Below are 20,177 nucleotides of genomic sequence, written 5' to 3' on the forward strand. Positions count from 1 at the left end.
CAATGCACCTCCTGTAGGGCACCCCCTGCCCGGCAACACCCCTTATCTCCCCAAATGTTCAGGAGCGATCCATGCGAACCCAGAGCCGTCGGAGGCCGCGAGCCACACTCGCCGCGGTCGCCGCAGGGACGCTGCTCGCCCCGCTGCTCACCGGCTGCTGGGTCGGCGCGGGCGGGGCCGGATCGGGCGGAAACTCGATCAACGTCCTCATGGTGAACAACCCACAGATGGTGGAGCTCCAGAAGCTCACCGCCGCCCACTTCACCAAAGAGACCGGCATCAAGGTCAACTTCACCGTCCTCCCCGAGAACGACGTCCGCGACAAGATCAGCCAGGACTTCGCCAACCAGGCCGGCCAGTACGACGTGGCCACCCTGTCCAACTACGAGATACCGATCTACGCCAAGAACGGCTGGCTGCACGAGATGGACTCGTACGTCGCCAAGGACCCGGCGTACGACGAGCAGGACATCCTCAAGCCGATGCGCGAGTCCCTGACCGCAGAGGACGGCAAGCTCTACGGCCAGCCCTTCTACGGCGAGTCGTCCTTCCTGATGTACCGCAAGGACGTCTTCGAGAAGCAGGGCCTGACGATGCCCGCGCACCCCACCTGGCAGCAGGTGGCGGACCTCGCCGCGCAGGCGGACGGCGCCGAGTCCGGCATGAAGGGCATCTGTCTGCGCGGCCTGCCGGGCTGGGGCGAGGTCATGGCTCCGCTCACCACGGTCGTGAACACCTTCGGCGGCACCTGGTTCGACAAGGACTGGAAGGCCCGGCTCGACTCCCCCGAGTGGGAGAAGGCGGTGAAGTTCTATGTCGACCTCGTCCGTGACCACGGCGAGTCCGGCGCCGCCCAGTCCGGTTTCGCCGAGTGCCTGAACAACATGACCCAGGGCAAGGTCTCCATGTGGTACGACGCCACCTCCGCGGCCGGTTCCCTGGAGTCCGCCGACTCCCCGGTCAAGGGCAAGGTCGGCTACGTGCCCGCGCCGGTCGACAAGACCGAGTCCGCCGGCTGGCTCTACACCTGGGCCTGGGGCATCCAGGACGCCTCCCGCAACCCCGACAAGGCCTGGAAGTTCGTGTCCTGGGCGTCCAGCAAGGAGTACGAGCAACTGGTCGGCGACGAGATCGGCTGGTCGAACGTACCGGCGGGCAAGCGCGCGTCGACGTACGAGAACCCCGACTACCGCGCCGAGGCCGCCGCCTTCCAGGAGATGACGAAGGAAGCCATCGAAGGCGCCAAGCCGAACGACCCGGGAGTGCAGCCGCGCCCGGCACCCGGCATCCAGTTCGTCGGCATCCCCGAGTTCACCGACCTCGGCACCAAGGTCTCCCAGGAGATCAGCGCGGCCATCGCCGGACGCCAGTCCGTCGACTCGGCCCTGAGCAAGTCCCAGCAGCTCGCCGAGAAGATCTCCGAGGAGTACGAGGGACGATGACCGCCACGACCACCGCTCCGATCGCCACACCAACCGTCCGCGCCGAGAAGCGCCCCTCGGGACGCATGCGCGCCTGGGCCACCCGTGCCCCCCTCCTCCCCGCCCTGATCTTCATGATCGTCGTGACCCAGCTGCCCTTCGTGGCCACGCTGGTGATCTCGTTCTTCGACTGGAACTCGCTCTATCCCGACGCCCGCGAGTTCACCGGCTTCGCCAACTACTCCGAAGTCCTCACCGACCCGGACCTGCGCCGCTCCGTGTGGACGACGATCCTGCTCACCGTGGCCGTGGTGCTGGCCAGCCTGGTCCTGGGCCTGGCCCTGGCGCTGCTCCTGGACCGGAAGTTCAAGGGCCGGGGACTGGTCCGCACGCTGCTGATCGCCCCCTTCCTGGTCGTCCCGGTGGCCGCGGCGCTGCTCTGGAAGCACGTCCTCTACAACCCCGAATACGGCCTGTTCAACGGCCTGTTGCACTACGTCGGCGGCCCACAGCCGGACTGGATCTCCAACACCCCGCTCCTCGCCGTCGAAGCCGCGCTGGTCTGGCAGTGGACCCCGTTCATGATGCTGATCCTGTTGGCCGGCCTGCAGAGCCGCGACCAGCAGCAGATGGAGGCCGCGCGGGTGGACGGCGCGAGCGACTGGCAGATCTTCCGCTACCTGACGCTCCCGCATCTGCGCCGCTATCTCGAACTGGGCGCCCTGCTGGGCTCGATCTACATCGTCCAGAACTTCGACGCGGTCTTCACGATCACCTCGGGCGGTCTGGGCACCGCCAACCTCCCCTACACCGTCTACCAGACCTTCTACCAGGCCCATGAGAACGGCCTCGCCTCGGCCGCCGGCGTCCTGGTGGTCATCGGCTCGATCATCATCGCGACCTTCGCCCTGCGCGTCGTGTCGTCCCTGTTCCGCGAGGAGGTGGGCCGCGCATGAGCGACATCGCCGTACGCATCCGCAAGCGCAAGGGCATCAGCCTGGGCCTGGTGGCCTGGCTGACCGGCATCGTCTTCTTCCTGCCCATCGCCTGGATGGCGCTGACGTCCTTCCACTCCGAGGAGGACGCGGCGACCAACCCGCCGTCCTTCGCGGCCGCCCTCACCCTGGACGGCTACCGCGAGTTCTTCGGCGCGGGCGGCGGCGCGAGCCCCTGGCCGTCCCTGATCAACTCGGCGGTGGCGTCGGTGGCATCGACGCTGCTGGTCCTCCTCCTCGCGCTCCCCGCGGCATACGCCCTGTCGATCCGCCCGGTGAAGAAGTGGACGGACGTCCTGTTCTTCTTCCTCTCGACGAAGATGCTGCCGGTGGTGGCGGGCCTGCTGCCCATCTACCTGTTCGCCAAGAACACGGACATGCTCGACAACGTCTGGCTGCTGGTCATCCTCTACACGTCGATGAACCTGCCGATCGCGGTCTGGATGATGCAGTCCTTCCTCTCCGAGATCCCGGTGGAGGTGATCGAGGCGGCCAGGGTGGACGGCGCGCGGCTCCCGACGATCCTGGCCCGAGTGGTGGCCCCCATCGCCCTGCCAGGCATCGCCGCAACCTCCCTCATCTGCTTCATCTTCAGCTGGAACGAGCTGCTGTTCGCGAGGGTGCTGACAGGCGTCGTAGCCGAAACGGCCCCCGTCTTCCTCACCGGCTTCATCACCAGCCAGGGCCTGTTCCTGGCGAAGGTGTGCGCCGCCTCGCTCGTCATCTCCCTGCCGGTGCTCGCCGCGGGGTTCGCCGCCCAGGACAAGCTGGTCCAGGGCCTGTCGTTGGGAGCCGTCAAATGAAGGCCGCCGTCATCGAGTCCGTGGGCAAGGCCGTCGTCGCCGAGGTCCCGGACCCGACGCCAGGACCGCGCGACGTCGTGGTCGAGGTCGCGGCGTGCGGCCTGTGCGGAACGGATCTGCACATCCTCCAGGGCGAGTTCGCCCCGAAGCTGCCGATCGTGCCGGGGCACGAGTTCGCGGGCGAGGTGGTCGGGGTGGGGACCCAGGTCACGGAGCTGTCGGTAGGCGACAGGGTGGCAGTGGACCCATCCCTCTACTGCTACGAGTGCCGGTACTGCCGTACGGGCCACAACAACCTCTGCGAACGCTGGGCGGCGATCGGCGTGACGACAGCCGGGGGTGCGGCGCGGTACGCGGTGGCTCCGGTGGCGAATTGCGTACGACTGCCCGAACACGTCCGCACACAGGACGCGGCACTGGTGGAGCCGTTGTCCTGCGCCGTCCGTGGCTACGACGTCCTGCAATCCCGCCTGGGCGCCCACGTCCTGATCTACGGCTCCGGCACGATGGGCCTGATGATGCTGGAACTGGCCAAGCGGACCGGCGCGGCGAGCGTCGACGTGGTGGACGTGAACCCCACCCGCCTCGAAACCGCCCGCCGCCTGGGCGTCTCGTCCTCCGCCGCGAACCCCGACGAACTCGACCGCCCCCAGGGCTGGGACCTCGTCATCGACGCCACCGGCAACGCGGCGGCGATCCAGGACGGCCTGGAACGGGTGGCGAAGGCAGGCACGTTCCTGCAGTTCGGCGTGGCGGACTACGCGACCCGGGTCACGATCGACCCGTACCGCATCTACAACCAAGAAATCACCATCACGGGTTCCATGGCCGTCCTCCACAGCTTCGAACGCGCGGCAGAACTCTTCGCCACGGGCGTCCTGAACCCCGACATCTTCATCAGCGACCGCATCCCCCTGGACCGGTACCCGGAGGCACTGGACCAGTTCGCATCGGGCGTCGGCCGCAAAATCGTGGTAGTGCCGTAACCCTTTGATCGCCCCCGCCGCCCCTACCCGTCCCATCCCCCAGGGGCTCCGCCCCCATGGACCCCCGCGGGGCTCCGCCTCTGCACCCCGCCAGGGGCTCCGCCCCTGGACCCCGCTCCTCAAACGCCGGAGGGGCTGATTTTTCAGGACCGCTGGCGCTCGCTTCTCGGCGCCGGTCCGCACAATCCAGCCCGTCCGGCGTTTGAGGACGAGGCCGTTCAGGCCGAAGCGGGGGTCTGGGGGCGGCAGCCCCCAGGGATGGGACGGGTAGGGGCGGCGGGGGCGAAACCGCTAGGCCGCACCACCCCGCGCCCGTACCATCGCGACCATGCCAAGACCCCAAGGCTTCCAGTACGAGGACCGCCCGGACGGCACCGTCCTGATCACGCACTCCGGCCGCGAGGCAACAGTCCTGCGCGGCTCCCGAGCGGACCAGTTCCGCCACGAGGTCACCACAGCCGACCCGCAACTGGTCATGGCCCGCTGGACCGGAAACTACAAACGCGGCAACGAACGCACGGCACGCAACCACCCCCGCAACCGCCACTGAACCGCCGCTAAGACCCACTCAGCCGATTGGCCCCCAGGTAAGGGAACGGCAAAACACCCTCGCTCGTTCACCGGGCATGACAGCTATGACCCCCGGCTCGAACATCCCTCTTCCCACCGCGCGCGTGACGGTGGACGTCGCCGCCCCGGTGCGGCTCGACGTATCGGGCCTGCTGCTCACCGCCGACGGCAAGGTGCGCTCGGACGACGACTTCATCTTCTACAACCAGCCTTCAGGCCCCGGCGTGACGTACCGCTCGGGCGGCGGCACCGCCCCCGACGCGATCACGGTCGACACCGCGGCCGTACCCCCCGGCATCGAGAAGATCGTCGTCACCGCCAGCCCGGACGCCCCCGGCCAGACCTTCCAGGGCATCGAACCCACGGCCACGATCCGCAACGCGGACGACAACAGCGCCCTGGCCAGCTTCACACCCCCGCAGCTCGGCGCCGAGACGGCCCTGGTGGTCGTGGAGATCTATCTGCGCAACGGCGTCTGGAAGGCCCGCGCGGTGGGCCAGGGATACGCCAACGGCCTGGCCGGCATCGCCACCGACTTCGGCGTCAGCGTGGAGGAACCGGCGCCCACCCCGGCTCCCGTGGCACCGCCCCAGCCGGTCACCCCGCCGCCGCCCCCGCCGGCCCCCACGCCCACGATGCAGCCCCCGGTCACCCCGCCGGCCCCTGCCATGTCCCCGCCCCCGGCCGCCCCCGCCCCCGGCGCCGGAAAGATCAACCTCGACAAGGGCCGGGTCAGCCTCCAGAAGAACCAGACCGTGTCCCTGATGAAGGGCGGCCGCCCCCTGCTCTCCCAGGTCCAGATGGGCCTCGGCTGGGAGCCGGCGTACCGCGGCAAGGACATCGACCTGGACGCCTCGGTCATCGCGTACGGCCCGCAGCGCAACCACATCGACAGCTGCTACTTCGGCAAGCTCCAGATCGTGAACGGCGCGATCCGCCACTCCGGCGACAACCTCACCGGCGAGGGCGGCGGAGACGACGAGGTGATCACCGTAGACCTCGGCCGCCTCCCGCAGGACGTCACCGGCCTGGTCTTCACCGTCAACTCCTTCACCGGCCAGAAGTTCACCGAGGTAGCCAAGGCCTACTGCCGCCTCCTGGACGCCTCGACCGGCGAGGAACTGGTCCGCTTCGACCTCACCAGCGCCGAACCGCAGACGGGCGTGATCATGGCCAAGCTGATCCGCCAGTTCTCCGGCGAGTGGGAGATGACGGCGATGGGCGACTTCGTCAAGTCACGGACGGTGCGGGGCATGGTGAAGCCCGCGGCCCAGTCGCTGTAGCGGCCGAGCCGAGCCGATACGAACGCCGGGGCGCCCCAACCGTGGGGGCGGCCCGGCGTTCGGTCGTCTAGAACAGCGCGCTGTACGCGTTCAGCGCGGGCTGCCCGCCGAGATGGGCGTAGAGCACGGTGGAGTCCCGGCCGATCTCGCCGCGCGAGACCAGGTCGATCATCCCGGCCATCGACTTCCCCTCGTACACGGGGTCGGTGACCATCCCCTCGGTCCGAGCGGCGAGCCGCATCGCCGCGAGCGTCGCCTCGTCGGGAATCCCGTACGTGCCCGCGTGGTAACGCTCGTCCAGCTCGACGTCCGCTTCCGTCAACTCCTTCTGTACGCCGATGAGTTGCCCGGTGCCCTGCGCGATCCGCGCGATCTGCTCCCGGGTGCGGACGGGGGCGGCGGACGCGTCGATGCCGATGACTCGCCGGGGCCGTCCACCCGCCTCCTCCAGTGCCGCGAACCCGGCGACCATGCCCGCCTGCGTAGAGCCGGTCACGGAGCACACGATCACGGTGTCGAAGAAGACGCCCAACTCCCGTTCCTGCTCGGCGACTTCGTACGCCCACCCGGCGAAACCGAGACCGCCGAGCGGATGGTCGGAGGCGCCGGCAGGGATGGCGTACGGCTTCCCGCCCCCATCCTCGACCTCCCTGAGGGCCTGCTCCCAGCTCTCCTTGAAGCCGATCCCGAACCCGGCGCGCACAAGCCGTACATCCGCGCCGGCAAGTCGGCTGATGAGGATGTTGCCGACCTTGTCGTACACCGAGTCGGGCCACTCCACCCAACTCTCCTGCACCAGCACGCACTTGAGTCCCGCACGGGCGGCGCAGGCGGCGACCTGACGGGTGTGGTTGGACTGCACCCCGCCGATGGAGACGAGCGTGTCGCAGCCCTTGGCGAGCGCGTCGGCGACCAGGTACTCCAGCTTGCGGGTCTTGTTGCCGCCGTACGCCACACCAGAGTTGCAGTCCTCGCGCTTGGCCCACAGGGACGCGCCGCCGAGGTGTTCGGTGAGGCGGTCCAGCCGGTGCACCGGTGAGGGGCCGAAGAGCAGCGGGTAACGCTCGTACGAGGAGAGGGACATGGAGCCTCCTTGGCTCAGTCGGGGTCGGCCAGGTCCACGAGGGTGCGCCAGATCTCCGCCGTGACGCGGACCGCCTCGTCGACGTCCTTGTCCCCGCAGGCCGCGATCAGCCGTTCGTGCTGCCCGGGCGACCGGCAGGTGCCGCCCTCACCGAAGCGGCGGCGCTCCAGCCGGCGGATGAGGGGGGTGTAGCGGGCGACGGTGGCCGCGGCGGCGCGGTTGCCGCTGACGCGGACGAGGACGTCGTGCAGTTCGTCGTCGGCGTGCAGGGCGGTGTCGACGTCGCCCGCGCGGACGGCGGCGGCGAACCGCTCGTTGGCGGCCCGCATCTTCTCGATGTCCGCGGCGAACAGCCGGGGCACGGCGACCCGGGTGGCCAGCTCGTGCATGGCTCCGACGACGGCCGCCGCGTCCCGTACGTCGGCCGCGACGACCGGAGTCACCCGCGTATAACTCTGCGGCTTGCTCTCCAGCAGCCCCTCGTCCACGAGCCGCGAGAACGCCTCCCGCACCGGCGCCCGCGACAGCCCCAGCCGCTCGGCGAACTCGCCGTCCCGCACGACCGCACCGGGCTCGATCTCACCGGCGACGATGGCGTCCCGTATCGCTTCGTAGGCACGGTCGCGGAGCAGGGTGCGCGGTATGGCTTCCACAAACTGAAATGTTAGATGTCAATCATGGCGACGGACAAGGGTGTGCCCCGCACCGAAGTGCGGGGCACACGCCGGGGCCTACGCGGCCCAGGGCCAGTCGGCGTCCCGAGCGCTCTCGAGAAGCGGCACCATCCGGAACGCCGCGTCCGACAGGCCGCCGAAGGTGTGGCGGTTGCCCTGGCCCGACGGGCCGTGGCCCGCCCGGTATCCGGCGAGGTTCCAGGTGTAGACCGGCACGTGGGCGGGGACCTGCTCGGTCGGGTCGCCGTGGTGGCTGTACGCGGCCTGCTCGTCCGTGACGATCAGTACGCGGTCGTGCTTCTTGTAGTGCTTGCGCACCGCTTCGGTGGTGTCGGTACCGCCGAGGTCGCCGAAACGGTCGAGCACCTTCAGTACGGACTCGCCCTTGCGGAAGCGGATCCGGTTGCTGCCCGTACCGAACTCGACGAGATCCGCGTCCGCCGCCCGCAGCGCGAGCGCCGTGCCGAAGATCGCCGCGGCGTCCGCCCGGTTCAGCTCCGAGCGGTCGGACAGCCGGGACCAGAACATCGAGCCCGAGCGGTCGACGAGCACCAGCGTGCGGCCCGGCAGTGCGGGCACGTTGGCCAGCGAGTGACCGAGTGCCTGCTCCAGCGGGTACGACCAGCGCAGCGACGGCGCGTGCTGGTACGCGGCGAGGTAGCGGAACGGGAACTGCCGCGAACGCGCCACCTCCGCCGGGTCGCTGATCTTGGCGGCGACCTGAGCCGCCACCTCGTCCGAGACCCCGGCCTCGTCGAAGTTCCGCAGGTTTCGGACCAGCGCCATGGCACCCATGGACGGGATCACGGCCTCCCAGGCCGCCTTGTCCATCGGCCCCTGCAGCCAGCCGGCCAGCGCCTCCCAGGTGATGCCCGCGTCCGCGAGACGCTGCGAGCCGCCCGAACCGGTCACGACCTTGCGCCGCTTGGCGGGCCGCAGTGCCATCAGGTCACGGTGGGCCGCCAGCACGGGCAGCGACTTGGGCACCACCGCCGTGTCCGGGTTGTGCCGGCGGTCGAGCGCGTACTGGAACAGCTCGCCCTGCCACGGCTTCTGAGGGTCCGGCGCGGCGTGCACCAGGTTCAGGATGTCGCCGAAGCGGTATCCCTTGGACGCCGTGTCGTACTTCAGGAGCGACTTGGCGCTGTAGAGGCGGCGTACGGCGTCGGCGACGCCACGCTTCACGGGCTTCGGGATGGCGCGGCCGTACCGCGAAGTCCAGTACGCGAGCAGCTCGCCGGGCTCGTCGGGGCGGCGCAGCACGGAGTCGATGACCTGCCGGTTGGACGGGCCGTCTGTCGCGCCCGCGTCGAGCCGCGCCTTCACGTACTCGGCGGCGCCCACGATGGCGGCCGTACGCAGGTTGCCCTCGCCGCGCAGCCAGCCGAGCAGGCCCGCGGTCCACTCCGGGTCCTCGACGGCGAGCCGGCGTACGAGCGCGGCGAACCGGTCGTCGCGTGCCTCGCCGCTCTCGTAAAAGGTCTGCTGTGCGACGAAGTTGGCGATCGAGAGGAGAAAGAGCTCGGAGCGTGCGTCACGCTCCTGACCCCGACCGCCCTGGTGGGTACGCAGAACGCGCCCGGTCGACGTCACGCGGGAAGTGGGCTGTGCCTTGGTGGACTTGGTGTTGAAACGCGCCATGGTGAATTCCCCCGAATTCATTGATTTTCCAAGGGGAGGCGCAACAAATGGAATGTGCCCGAGGTCTGGGGTCGGCGACGGAACAGTCAGATGCTCTGCCGATTGAGCTACACCGACCCTGAGTCGATGACGGGACTCGAACCCGCAACCCTCTGATCCCAGAAGTAACCGTTGCCTGCGCACCGGGCACACACCATCTGCTGCGCCTCCCGAGATCAAGTCGGCGGCGGCGTGGATTCTTTGAGAGAGAAGTAGCCGCAGCCTGCGCACCGGGAGGTGCGTGACATGCATGAAATTGTGGTGTCCAGAGTTCAAGGCCGGCGGAACCGACGTAGGTGCTCTAACCCCTGAGCTACACCGGCGCGTTGTACCGGTGGCGGGACTCGAACCCGCGGCCGCCCCATTATCAGTGGAAGTAGGTCCTGCCTTCGCACCTGGACATGCATCACTTTAGGAGGCGTACCGCGGGCCGGGCCAATGAATTAATCAGCCGCGCTTCTGCCGCTTCCAGGGCCCGGTAATCGCGACCATGATGCCCGGGTCCTGGATGTTCGCGTACAGGGTGCGGCCGCAGGGCGAGAAGGTGACGCCGGCGAACTCGCTGTACTCGGGCTCCTCTTCGGTGCCGATGTTCAGGTCGTTCCGGGCGATGGGGTACGTCCGACCGCTGTCCGTCGCGCCGAACAGGTGCTGGATGCCCTCGCCGTCCTCGGCGAGGATCAGGCCGCCGTACGGGGAGACGGTGATGTTGTCGGGGCCGTCGAAGGCGCCGTCCTTGGACGGGTCGGCGTTCACGCCGAGCAGGACCTTGAGGGTGAGGGTGCGGCGCTTGGGGTCGTAGAACCAGACCTGGCCGTCGTGCGGCTGTCCGGGGCTCTCCGCGCGGGCGTAGGAGGAGACGATGTACGCGCCGCCGTCACCCCACCACATGCCCTCCAGCTTGCGGCAGCGGGTGACCTGGCCGGTGGTGAACTGCTTGCGTACGGAGGTGGTCTTCGCGTCACGGTCGGGGACGTCGATCCAGTCGACGCCGTACACCGTGCCGATCTTGGTGGCGCGGGAGAGGTCGTCGACGAACTTGCCGCCGGAGTCGAAGCACTTGAAGGCCTCGAACGTGCCCGCGTCGTCGGCGAGGGTGCGCAGCTTGCCGCGACCGTGGCGGAAGCCCTCGGGCGGGGTCCAGCGGTACAGCAGGCCGTTGGGGTTGGACGCGTCCTCGGTCAGGTAGGCGTGGCCGCGCTTGGGGTCGATGACGACGGCCTCGTGGGCGTAGCGGCCCAGCGCCTTGATGGGCTTGGGGTTCTTGTTGGCGCGGCGGTCGCAGGGGTCGACCTCGAAGACGTAGCCGTGGTCCTTGGTCATGCCCTTGGATCCGGCCTTGTCCTCGGTCTCCTCGCAGGTGAGCCAGGTGTTCCAAGGGGTGCTGCCGCCAGCGCAGTTGGTGGAGGTGCCGGCGATGCCGACCCACTCGGCGACCTCGCCACCGGGGCGCACCTCGACGACCGTGCAGCCGCCGGCCGCGGCCGGGTCGTAGACGAGGCCCTCGGCGAGCGGGACCGGGGCGTCCGCGTCGGCGTACGGGCCGCCGATCTCGTGGTTGTTGACCAGCAGCGTGGTGCCGCGCGGGCCGTCGAAGGCGGCGGTGCCGTCGTGGTTGGACGGGGTGGTCTCGCCCGACTCCAGCTTGGTCCTGCCGCTGTAGGTGATGACGCGGTACGTGAAGCCGGCGGGCAGCGCGAGGATGCCGTCGGGGTCGGGGATCAGCGGCCCGTACCCGACCCGGCCATACGCGGCGTCCGTTCCCTCGGCCTCGCCCTCGACGTCGGTGGAGGCGAGCGCGTTCGGTGCGGTGGCGAGGGCGCCGACACTGCCCGCGAGCGCGACACCGGCACCGGTGATCGCGGAGCTTCTGGCAAAGTCCCTACGGGTGAGCGACATGCGTACTCCTGTAACGGTGGGTATGCCGTGGAGGGTGGCGAACCTCGGTATTCGGCCACCACGTTCTCGCTCACGTCTGAACGGCAGTTAAACACCGGAAATCTTCGGAACACACGCTTCCACCAACGCCCCAGGGGCGCGGGGAACTGCGCGACCAGCCACAACCCACCCGCACCCGCAACACCTGCTCAACCCCCCTGTTGCGACCGCGCCTTGAACGCCGCCTTCCGCGCCTCCTTCGCAACCCGCTTGTCCGGATGCAACCGCCCCATCGCCTCCAGCACATCCGCAGTCGCCGGATGCTCCACCCGCCAAGCCGCAGCAAAGAACCCCCCGTGCTGCTGAGCGAGCCCCTCCACCAGCCCCCGCAACTCCTCGGAGTTACCCTCGGCCGCCAGCTGCGCGGCAACCGTGTCGATGGTCAGCCAGAACACCATCGCCTCGGACGGCGCGGGCACGTCCGGCGCCCCGTGCTCGGTGAGCCAGACCCTCGCCAGCCCGCCCAGTTCCGCGTCGTCGAGCACCTCCCGCAGCGCGGGCTCGGCCTCCGCGCCGACAAGTGACAGTGCCTGCTGGCAGCGCAGCCTCCGCAGTGGGGCACCTTCGTCGGACCCGCGCGCCGCGGCCAGCAACTCCCGCGCCGCGGCGAGAGGTTCGCGGCGGGCCAGCCACTGCTCGGTCTCGGCCTGCGCGGCGGCCGGCGGGAAGACGGAGGTCCCGTCGAGCAGCGCGTCGGCGCCCTTGTCCGCGAGGTCGCCGACGGCCGGCGCCTCGACCCCGGCCTCCAGCAGCCGCGCCCGCAGCCCGTAGAGCCCGAGCGGGGTCAGCGTGACCATGCCGTAGCGGGAGACGTCCGTGTCGTCGACCGGTGCCGCGGGCTCCTCGTCGGCGTCGGCCATCAGCGCCTCGTCGACCGGCTGGAACTCGACGAGACCGACGGGCGCCAGCATCCGGAACTGGTCGTCGAGGCGCATCATCGCGTCGGAGACCTGCTCCAGGACGTCGTTGGTGGGCTCCCCCATGTCGCTGGGCACGATCATGGACGCGGCGAGCGCGGGCAGCGGCATCGGACCGCCGCCCGGACCGTCCTCGCTGACCGTCAGCACATACAGGTTCGCCAGCACTCCGTCGAGGAACTGCGCCTCCGCTTCCGGGTCCCAGTCGAGGGCGGAGAAGTCGATGCCACCGCCCTCGTCGACCGCCTCGACCAGGTCGTCGAGGTCCGGAACGCTGGCGTCGGCGAGCACCGTCTCCAGCGCTCCGAGCCACACCGCGAGCACGTCGTGGGGCGAGCCGCCGGTGAGCAGGGCGAGGTCGTCGCCCGTCACGACCGTGCCCTCCTCCTCGTCGGCGATCTCGACGAGCCCGGTGTCGACGGCGACCCGCCAGGCCTCACTGGCGCAGGCGGCGGCGTCGTCGCCGGTCAGCCCGAGGGTCTCGGCGGCGGCCGGCAACTGCTCGTCGACGAGCCCGCCGCCGGCGTCGACGCGGGTCTCGGGTCCGGCCCAGCGGGCGAGCCGTGCGGCCCGGGACAGCAACGGCGTGGACAGCGCGTCCCGCGCCAGCTCCGCTTCGGGGTGCAGCCGCACCGGCGGCAGGGGGGAGCTGTCAGACATGAACTGGTTCTCCTCGGGCGCGTTCTACCACTTAGACGCTCAGCGTAGACGGATTTACACCCATGCCGCCCGGTTCATCTCCCGGTCAGGCCCTGTACATGGCTGAAACCTTGACAACTGGCGTGATCAGGCAGGAGATTGACGCGCGTAGAAACAGGGGGACAACTGTTCACTCTTTCCTGGGCTGTTCACTCTTTTCTACGCGCGTCATACGCGCCTCACGTGCCACCCCTGCACCACCTCGCACCACTCTCGTCCCGGCGCCCACGCACATCCCCGGAGGGATCCCTTGCCGAGCAGGAGTTCCACGCGCCTCGCCGCGCTCACCGTCGCCGCCGTCTGTTCCGCGGCGTCCACCATCGCCCTGACCTCTCCCGCGCACGCGGACACCGTGCGCATCCATGACATTCAGGGCAGCACCCGAATATCCCCGTACGCCGGAAAGACGGTCACGGACGTGGCCGGAATCGTCACCGGCGTCCGCGCCTACGGCTCGAAGGGCTTCTGGATCCAGGATCGGAGCGCGGACGACAATCCGGCCACGAGTGAAGGCGTCTTCGTCTTCACCAACTCCAAGCCGGAGGTCGCCGCCGGCGACTCGGTGCTCGTGTCGGGCACCATCACGGAGTACGTCCCGGGCGGGACCTCCTCCGGCAACCAGTCGATCACCGAGATCACCCGCCCGACGATCACCGTCGTCTCCAGCGGCAACGCGCTCCCGGCCGCGACGAGGATCGACGCGAAGTCGGTGCCCGCGGCCTACGCCCCGGCCGGCGACACCGCCGCGAACGGTTCGGTCAACGCCCTGCCGCTCCAGCCGTCGCGGTACGCCCTGGACCGCTACGAGTCCCTGGAGGGCATGAACGTCCAGGTCTCCGACACCCGCGTGGTCGGCGCCACCGACCCGTTCACCGAGCTGTGGGTCACGGTCAAGCCGTGGGAGAACCGCAACCGCCGCGGCGGCACGGTCTACGGCACCTACACCTCGCAGAACACCGGCCGGCTGCAGATCCAGTCGCTCGGCAAGGTCGCCGACTTCCCGGCCGCGAACGTGGGCGACACCCTCAGCGGCGCCACCTCCGGCCCGCTGGACTACAACCAGTTCGGCGGCTACACGCTCGTCGCCAATGAGCTCGGCACGCTGAAGAGCGGCGGTCTGGAGCGGGAGACGACCCGCAAGCAGTCCCGGAGCGAGCTGGCGGTGGCGACGTACAACGTCGAGAACCTCGACCCGTCCGACTCCTCCTTCGAGGAGCACGCGGCTGCGATCGTGAACAACCTGCAGTCGCCCGACATCCTGTCCCTGGAGGAAATCCAGGACAACAACGGCTCGGCCAACGACGGTACGGTGGCCGCCGATCAGACGGTGCGGAAGCTGATCGACGCGATCGCCGCCGCGGGCGGGCCGACGTACGACTGGCGCTCCATCGACCCGGCGAACAACACGGACGGCGGCGAGCCCGGCGGCAACATCCGCCAGGTGTTCCTGTTCAACCCGGAGCGGGTCTCCTTCACCGACCGTGCGGGCGGCGACGCGACGACCGCCGTCGGCGTCACGAAGGTGCACGGCAGGGCGCAGTTGACGGCCTCCCCCGGCCGTATCGACCCCTCCAACCCGGCTTGGGCGAACAGCCGTAAGCCGCTGGTGGGCGAGTTCACCTTCCGTGGGAAGTCGGTCTTCCTGATCGCCAACCACTTCAACTCCAAGGGTGGCGACCAGGGTCTGACCGCGCAGTACCAGCCGCCGGTCCGCAGCTCGGAGACCCAGCGGCACGCCCAGGCGACTGCGGTGAACGCCTTCGTCAAGGACATCCTGGCCAAGCAGCGGAACGCGGAAGTGATCACGCTCGGCGACATCAACGACTTCGAGTTCTCCGGCACCACGAAGATCCTCGAGTCCGACGGCGCCCTGTGGTCGGCGATCAAGTCGCTGCCGAAGAGCGAGCGTTACACGTACGACTACCAGGGCAACAGCCAGGTCCTGGACCAGATCCTGATCTCCCCGTCGATCCGCTACAGCTGCGACTTCACGTACGACAGCGTGCACATCAACGCGGAGTTCAACGACCAGATCAGCGACCACGACCCGCAGGTGCTGCGGTTCCGCCCGTAACACCGTGTGCTCAGGGCTGGCTGAACACCCCGTCCAGCCAGCCCTTCCACATGTCCTCGTCCGTCTTGGCGTCGGCGTCCGGGGCGAAGTCGTGCACGGACATGCCGACCATGTAGTCCCAGTGGTTGCGGCCGAAGAAGCGGATCAGCGCGTCGTCCGTGCGCAGGCCGAGGAAGTACGGGTTGCGGAAGTCGACGACGGCATCGATGACTTGGCCCTCCGGACCCCGCACCCGCACGCGCTCCCCCTCCGCCGTGTCATCGGCGAGCCCCAGCGCGCGGCACACGGTGACGAACGCGTCGGAGGTCTTGGAGGCCTCGGGTCCGTCGAAGGTGGCGAAGGCGGTGAGCTGGCGGCCCCGGAAGCGGGTGAGGTACTCGCGCAGAGTGTGCATGTAGAAGTCGGTGTGCCGGTTGGCGCCGTCGTACTGGTTGTCCCAGTCGTCGACGAAGATGCCGCTGTGCACATACCGCACCCAGGCGCGCCGGCCCTCGTCGCGCGGCTCGATGGTGTAGTCGAGCTGGTTGGCGGTCTGCTCGGAGATCCCGTCGACGTCCTCGACCCGGTTGGTGTAGCGGTGCGGCGGGTCCCAGGCGGTGATCGTGGATCCGAAGGGTCCCTTGCCGCCCTCACGCGGCTCGGGCGCCTCCATCGGCCACAGCCACCCACCCGTTCCGGCAGTGACGGCCTCCCACACCTCCTCGGGCGTGGCGTCGACCTCAAACTCGCGGGCGATCTCGAATTCCTTGGACATGGTGCGCTCCTGGGTCACTGACTCTCGTGGGTGGTCTCAGGCTTGACCGTGGGATGGAAGGCCACGACGATCCGGTGGTCGCGGCCGCCCTCGGCGTCCGGGGCGTCGTACTTGCGGAGCAGTCCGCTCACGCCGGCGGTGAGTTCCTCGATGAAGGCGGCCCGGTCGGCGGCCGAGGCGAACCGCACCTCACCGTCCAGCGCGAAGGTGGCGAGGCGTTTACGCGCCTTCGCCGCGCCGGTGATCAGCGAACCGACGTCCCGGACGAGCCGGGCGCCGACCGCCAGCAGCCAGCGCGCGGACAGCTGGTCCCGGAAGCGGTCCGGGTCGGGCTGCACGGCGGCGAGCGCGAGCGGCGAGATGACGTACGACGCCGCGGTCGCCCGCATCAGCCGCTCGGTGACATTGCCCTTGCGGCGCTCTCCGGCCAGCTCGACCAGGCCGTGCCGCTCCAGCGCCTTGAGGTGGTAGTTCACCTTCTGCCGGGGCAGCCCCACCTTGCCGGCCAACATGGCGGCCGACGCTGGCCCGGCCGCCAGCTCGGCGAGCAGCCGGGCCCTGATGGGGTCCAGGGATATGGCTGCGGCCTCGGGGTCTTCGATCACGGTCACGTCCAGCATGGGTCCACGGTCTCACCGAAAACTTTTTTTGTCCAGGAGGGGGAAGTGTTCGGTGTTGGGAGTGTTCGGTGGGGGTGTTCGGTGGGGTCAGTCGAGTCAGCCGGGTCAGCCGGGGATGAGGCCGAGGGCATGGTCGTAGCGGCTGACCGTGCTGCCCTTCAGCCCAGGCCAGCTCTGTACGCGCTGCCACTCGGCCGTGGCCGAGCCGATCCCGTCGCCCGGCGCGGCGAGCGCGTCGATATGCGCCTGGGCGCTCTCCCACTCGGCGTAGTTGAGGACCCTGGTGCCATCGGTGCTCAGGTGGAAGTGGGCGGACATCCCGCCGGGGTGCGGTTTGGCCTCGCTCTCCAGCGCGTCGAAGACCGCGTCCACCCAGGCGCGCTGCCGGTCGGGGTCGGGTCCCTCGAATTCGATGTCGACGATCACAATGCACCCGGGGGTACGCGTGTCGCCGTCGCGGACGCCGCTGCGGTAGCGCCGGTATCGGCCGAGGTGCAGCCGCTCGATGCCCGGCACCGCGGTGTCGATCTCGTCGTTGCGCTCCTGCCGGTGGGTCTTCCGGAAAGCCTCGTAGGCCTGCTCGCTCGCCCACTGCGAGTAGTGCATCAGGGTTGTGCCGTCGTGCCCGGTGTAGACGTGGTACCCGAGCAGGTCAGGGGCGGGCCACGGACGGCGTTCCCATGTGGCCGCGATCGCCTCGACGGCCTTCCGCTGCCGCTCGGGCGTCCCCACCCGCCAGGTGCTGAAGAAGGGTGCGCCGACCTCCGGGCGCGTGAGGTCGGGGTGGGCGTCGGTACGGCGGGTCATGTCGGTCTCCTGATCGATGGGCGATGCCTGCACCGACCACCCTCCGACCTCAACCAAGCTTCAGGTCAAGCCGATTCCGCCCGCGCACTACCGTCTCCCCCAAACGCACAGGCGGCAGAAGGGCCTGTCCGGATCATGCCGGCGTCGCGGGGTCTGGCAAGCACATCTGCCGCGTTGCCGTCAGTCGCCGACTCCCCCATCTCGTCGACTCTCTTCTCCGCCGTGCAGCTGCACGCTCCCCCATCACCCTCGCTCACCTGCACCGATGAGGCGCCGTCTCTTGCAGCCGGCCTGATCCGTCGCACAGCCCTGACCGCACCGCCGACCGCCGGTGCCCCCGCCCCAGCCGACGTCCTGGCGCTGCTGTCGTCGCCACCGCAGCGCACGGACCTCACCGTCCTCGGCGGAGTGGGACTCCCCGCCGGACTCCCCGCGGCGGACGACCGGAACTGACGCGGCGCGGCTCAGTGGTGGCCGTTGTGGCGGCGCCGCAGCAGGCCCGCCGCGACCACCGCGCCCGCGGCGGCGCCGGCGACGACGACCGGACGGGGGTGCCGCAGGCCGGCCTGGACGACGTTCGCGACGGGGCGCGGGACGTTGTGCTCCACGGTGTGTCCGGCCTTGGTGGCGCTGCTGCGCAACTGCACGGTCATCGCGCCGGCCTTGTCCTTGAGGTCGGCGGCGCGGGTCTTCAGGTGAGTCTTGTCGGCCAACTCCTCAACGGTACGGCCGAGTCGGCCCCTGGCGTGTTCGAGCTGCTGCCGCAGTTCGTCGGGGCCCTTGGCCCCGCCGCCCGTGACCTCCGGTGCTGTCCTGTGCGTCATCGTGGTGCCTTTCCCGGGTGGTGCCCTGCCTCTTCGGAACACCCGGGTACCCGCACCTGCCCCCACTACCCCTTCCCGCCACCGCCCGTCCCGCGCTCGCCGAGCCGGGCCAGCTGGGTCTGGAACCAGTCGAGCCGGGCCTGCAACAGGGCCGCCTCCGCGACGAGTTCGGGCATATCGAGGCCGGCCGCCGAGATCGCCGTACCGCCGCTTCCCGCGATCACCCGCAGCCCCTCCCCCGCCAGCCGCGCGAACCCGGCGAGCGACACGGACGTACGACCGCGCACGCAGCCCCCGCAGGAGGGGGCCAGCGCGTACCAGCCGGGCCTGCCCCAGCCAGCGTCGGCGAGGGCCACCGCGACGGTGCCGCACGCGCAAGGTCCGACGGTCGCGGTGCGCACCCGCTGCCGGGCGTACCGGAATCCGCGCTCGAACCTGATGTAGGCGCCCAGGACGGAGACTTCGAGCAGCACGGCCGCGCGGTGCTCGGCGGTGGTGAGCAGCGCCTCGGCCGCCGTACGGTCATGCACGCAGTGGAAACCGCAGTCGCAGCGGCGGTGCGGCGCGCGGTGCCGCAGTCCGTAGACGCACCGGGCCTCGTCGAGGACCCCGTACGGCAGCGCGCCGCCCAGCGACACACCGGTGAACCCGGCCCGGGTGCCGTCCTGGGACAGCATCGGGTGGGCGATCTTGTATCCGGTCGGCGGCTCCGTCGGGCGTTCCTCCGGAAGCCGCAGTCTCATCGCGCGGCCGGCACCTCTTCAGGCGCGGACGCCTCGACTTCCGTGATCTCTTCAGGGAGTTCGAGTTCTTCCTCGTGGCTGACCGGCCGCTCTTCCGCGACCCCGGTGGCGAGTGCCTTGCCGAGCTTCATGACGCCTCCCATGACCTGCCGTCGGTTGACCGTCTGGGCCATGGTGACCCATGAGGGGCGGGCTTGGACATAGGGCCTCGGGACAATCGTGCGCGCCCCGTCCCCCCGTTGTCGCAGCAACCCTTACCCATACCTCGTAGCAGAATTAAGTGGAGCTACGCGATCGCCCTGCCGAGACTACTGCCATGACGACTTCCGGCTCCCCCTTCGGCCGCGCCCTCTGCGCCATGATCACGCCCTTCACCGAGGAGGGCGCGCTCGACCTCGACGGCACGCAGCGGCTCGCCGAGCGGCTGGTGTCGGAGGGCTGCGACGGACTGGTGCTCTCCGGTACGACGGGCGAGTCCCCGACCACCACGAACGCCGAGAAGTCGGCGCTCGTCGCGGCGGTCCGGGAGGCGGTCGGCAACCGGGCGTCGATCGTGGCGGGCGTCGGCACCTTCGACACCCGGCACACGATCGAACTCGCGCTGGAGGCCGAAAAGGCGGGCGCGGACGGCCTGTTGGTCGTCGCGCCCTACTACAGCAAGCCCCCGCAGGACGCCGTAGAGGCCCACTTCCGCGAGGTGGCCGACGCCGCCGGACTGCCGGTCGTCCTGTACGACATCCCCGGCCGCACCGGCATCCGCATCGAGCCGGACACCGTGATCCGGCTGGCCGAGCACCCCCGAGTCGTAGCGGTCAAGGACTGCTCGTACGACTTCCTCGGCACCCAAAAGGTCCTCGCCCGCACCGACTTGGCGTACTACGCCGGCTGCGATGAACACAACCTCGCCCTGTACGCGGTGGGCGCGACGGGCTACATCAGCACGGTCGCCAACGTCGTCCCCCGCCAACTCCGCTCCGTCCTCGACGCGTTCGACGCCGGAAACACGACGGAGGCGGCCCGCCGCCAGCAACGGGCCACTCCCCTCATCGAGTTGATGATGTCGTCGAGCCTGCCCGGCACGGTCACGACGAAGGCCCTGCTCAATGAACTGGGCCAGCCCGCGGGCCCGGTCCGCGCCCCGCTGCGACCCGCCGGCCGGGGGGCGGTCGACGGACTGCTAGCGGCGTACGGGGAGTTCATGGCTGCCGGCTGATGAGAAAGGCCGAGGGGCCGTGCCGCGTGAGTGCGGTACGGCCCCCGGGTCGGGTACGGGTACGTACGCCCGGCTACGGCTACGGGTGCTGC

At 69.8% G+C, this 20,177-nt stretch carries 20 protein-coding genes; 9 read left to right on the forward strand and 11 right to left on the reverse strand.

What is annotated here, in order from left to right; translation table 11 throughout:
• The first annotated feature begins 71 nt into the window (after positions 1–71).
• The 6 genes from KCH48_RS19400 (at position 72) to KCH48_RS19425 (ending at position 6,058) form a co-directional block, all read left to right on the forward strand.
• The gene (locus tag KCH48_RS19400; protein WP_210575702.1) at positions 72–1,442 is read left to right on the forward strand and encodes a sugar ABC transporter substrate-binding protein; all 1,371 of its coding nucleotides are present in this window, start codon (positions 72–74) and stop codon (positions 1,440–1,442) included.
• Complete coding sequence (locus tag KCH48_RS19405) at positions 1,439–2,377, forward strand: carbohydrate ABC transporter permease (protein WP_210575703.1); 939 nt, start codon at positions 1,439–1,441, stop codon at positions 2,375–2,377. The genes KCH48_RS19400 and KCH48_RS19405 overlap by 4 nt, the downstream gene beginning before the upstream one ends.
• Positions 2,374–3,219 (forward strand): carbohydrate ABC transporter permease, encoded by an 846-nt coding sequence (locus tag KCH48_RS19410; RefSeq protein ID WP_210575704.1) that lies wholly within the window; start codon positions 2,374–2,376, stop codon positions 3,217–3,219. The genes KCH48_RS19405 and KCH48_RS19410 overlap by 4 nt, the downstream gene beginning before the upstream one ends.
• Entirely contained in the window at positions 3,216–4,205 is a 990-nt protein-coding gene (locus KCH48_RS19415) for a zinc-dependent alcohol dehydrogenase family protein (protein WP_210575705.1), read from the forward strand. The genes KCH48_RS19410 and KCH48_RS19415 overlap by 4 nt, the downstream gene beginning before the upstream one ends.
• A 328-nt stretch (positions 4,206–4,533) precedes the next feature.
• Complete coding sequence (locus tag KCH48_RS19420; protein WP_210575706.1) at positions 4,534–4,755, forward strand: hypothetical protein; 222 nt, start codon at positions 4,534–4,536, stop codon at positions 4,753–4,755.
• 85 nt (positions 4,756–4,840) lie between these two features.
• A complete protein-coding gene (locus tag KCH48_RS19425) occupies positions 4,841–6,058 on the forward strand; it encodes a TerD family protein (RefSeq protein ID WP_210576000.1) in 1,218 nt (405 codons plus the stop codon).
• A gap of 67 nt (positions 6,059–6,125) precedes the next feature.
• Here the strand turns inward: KCH48_RS19425 and KCH48_RS19430 are convergent, their stop codons facing one another.
• From KCH48_RS19430 to KCH48_RS19450, 5 genes are all read right to left on the reverse strand, one after another.
• Positions 6,126–7,142, reverse strand: a complete 1,017-nt coding sequence (locus KCH48_RS19430; RefSeq protein WP_210575708.1) for a 1-aminocyclopropane-1-carboxylate deaminase — start codon at positions 7,140–7,142, stop codon at positions 6,126–6,128.
• Between the two features lie 14 nt (positions 7,143–7,156).
• On the reverse strand, positions 7,157–7,786 hold the full coding sequence (locus KCH48_RS19435; RefSeq protein WP_210576001.1) for a GntR family transcriptional regulator: 630 nt from the start codon (positions 7,784–7,786) through the stop codon (positions 7,157–7,159).
• Positions 7,787–7,873: 87 nt separating this feature from the next.
• Positions 7,874–9,457, reverse strand: a complete 1,584-nt coding sequence (locus KCH48_RS19440; RefSeq protein ID WP_210575709.1) for a TROVE domain-containing protein — start codon at positions 9,455–9,457, stop codon at positions 7,874–7,876.
• A gap of 486 nt (positions 9,458–9,943) precedes the next feature.
• A complete protein-coding gene (locus tag KCH48_RS19445; RefSeq protein ID WP_210575710.1) occupies positions 9,944–11,395 on the reverse strand; it encodes an alkaline phosphatase PhoX in 1,452 nt (483 codons plus the stop codon).
• Positions 11,396–11,583: 188 nt separating this feature from the next.
• Entirely contained in the window at positions 11,584–13,011 is a 1,428-nt protein-coding gene (locus tag KCH48_RS19450) for a hypothetical protein (RefSeq protein WP_210575711.1), read from the reverse strand.
• 289 nt (positions 13,012–13,300) lie between these two features.
• Between KCH48_RS19450 and KCH48_RS19455 the strand changes: the two genes are divergently transcribed.
• Positions 13,301–15,124 (forward strand): endonuclease/exonuclease/phosphatase family protein, encoded by a 1,824-nt coding sequence (locus tag KCH48_RS19455; RefSeq protein ID WP_210575713.1) that lies wholly within the window; start codon positions 13,301–13,303, stop codon positions 15,122–15,124.
• A gap of 10 nt (positions 15,125–15,134) precedes the next feature.
• Here the strand turns inward: KCH48_RS19455 and KCH48_RS19460 are convergent, their stop codons facing one another.
• The 3 genes from KCH48_RS19460 to KCH48_RS19470 form a co-directional block, all read right to left on the reverse strand.
• The gene (locus KCH48_RS19460; RefSeq protein ID WP_210575715.1) at positions 15,135–15,878 is read right to left on the reverse strand and encodes an SRPBCC domain-containing protein; all 744 of its coding nucleotides are present in this window, start codon (positions 15,876–15,878) and stop codon (positions 15,135–15,137) included.
• A 14-nt stretch (positions 15,879–15,892) separates the two neighbouring features.
• Entirely contained in the window at positions 15,893–16,498 is a 606-nt protein-coding gene (locus tag KCH48_RS19465) for a winged helix-turn-helix domain-containing protein (protein WP_210575716.1), read from the reverse strand.
• Positions 16,499–16,603: 105 nt separating this feature from the next.
• Complete coding sequence (locus KCH48_RS19470) at positions 16,604–17,305, reverse strand: antibiotic biosynthesis monooxygenase (protein ID WP_210575718.1); 702 nt, start codon at positions 17,303–17,305, stop codon at positions 16,604–16,606.
• 174 nt (positions 17,306–17,479) lie between these two features.
• Here KCH48_RS19470 and KCH48_RS19475 point away from each other — a divergent pair, with 174 nt between their 5' ends.
• Positions 17,480–17,758 carry a hypothetical protein gene (locus KCH48_RS19475; RefSeq protein WP_210575720.1) on the forward strand — a complete coding sequence of 93 codons (279 nt, stop codon included), beginning with the start codon at positions 17,480–17,482 and terminating at the stop codon, positions 17,756–17,758.
• An 11-nt stretch (positions 17,759–17,769) separates the two neighbouring features.
• Here the strand turns inward: KCH48_RS19475 and KCH48_RS19480 are convergent, their stop codons facing one another.
• From KCH48_RS19480 to KCH48_RS19490, 3 genes are all read right to left on the reverse strand, one after another.
• Complete coding sequence (locus KCH48_RS19480) at positions 17,770–18,129, reverse strand: DUF3618 domain-containing protein (protein WP_210575722.1); 360 nt, start codon at positions 18,127–18,129, stop codon at positions 17,770–17,772.
• A 65-nt stretch (positions 18,130–18,194) separates the two neighbouring features.
• Positions 18,195–18,872, reverse strand: a complete 678-nt coding sequence (locus tag KCH48_RS19485) for a hypothetical protein (RefSeq protein ID WP_210575724.1) — start codon at positions 18,870–18,872, stop codon at positions 18,195–18,197.
• Positions 18,869–19,045 carry a hypothetical protein gene (locus tag KCH48_RS19490; protein WP_210576015.1) on the reverse strand — a complete coding sequence of 59 codons (177 nt, stop codon included), beginning with the start codon at positions 19,043–19,045 and terminating at the stop codon, positions 18,869–18,871. The genes KCH48_RS19485 and KCH48_RS19490 overlap by 4 nt, the downstream gene beginning before the upstream one ends.
• 143 nt (positions 19,046–19,188) lie before the next feature.
• Between KCH48_RS19490 and dapA the strand changes: the two genes are divergently transcribed.
• Positions 19,189–20,085: a 4-hydroxy-tetrahydrodipicolinate synthase gene (gene dapA / locus KCH48_RS19495; RefSeq protein ID WP_210575726.1), complete on the forward strand. Its 897-nt coding sequence runs from the start codon at positions 19,189–19,191 to the stop codon at positions 20,083–20,085.
• Positions 20,086–20,177 lie beyond the last annotated feature (92 nt).

Origin of the sequence: Streptomyces sp. GESEQ-4, from assembly GCF_017948455.1 — a bacterium.
Taxonomy (GTDB): Bacteria; Actinomycetota; Actinomycetes; order Streptomycetales; family Streptomycetaceae; genus Streptomyces.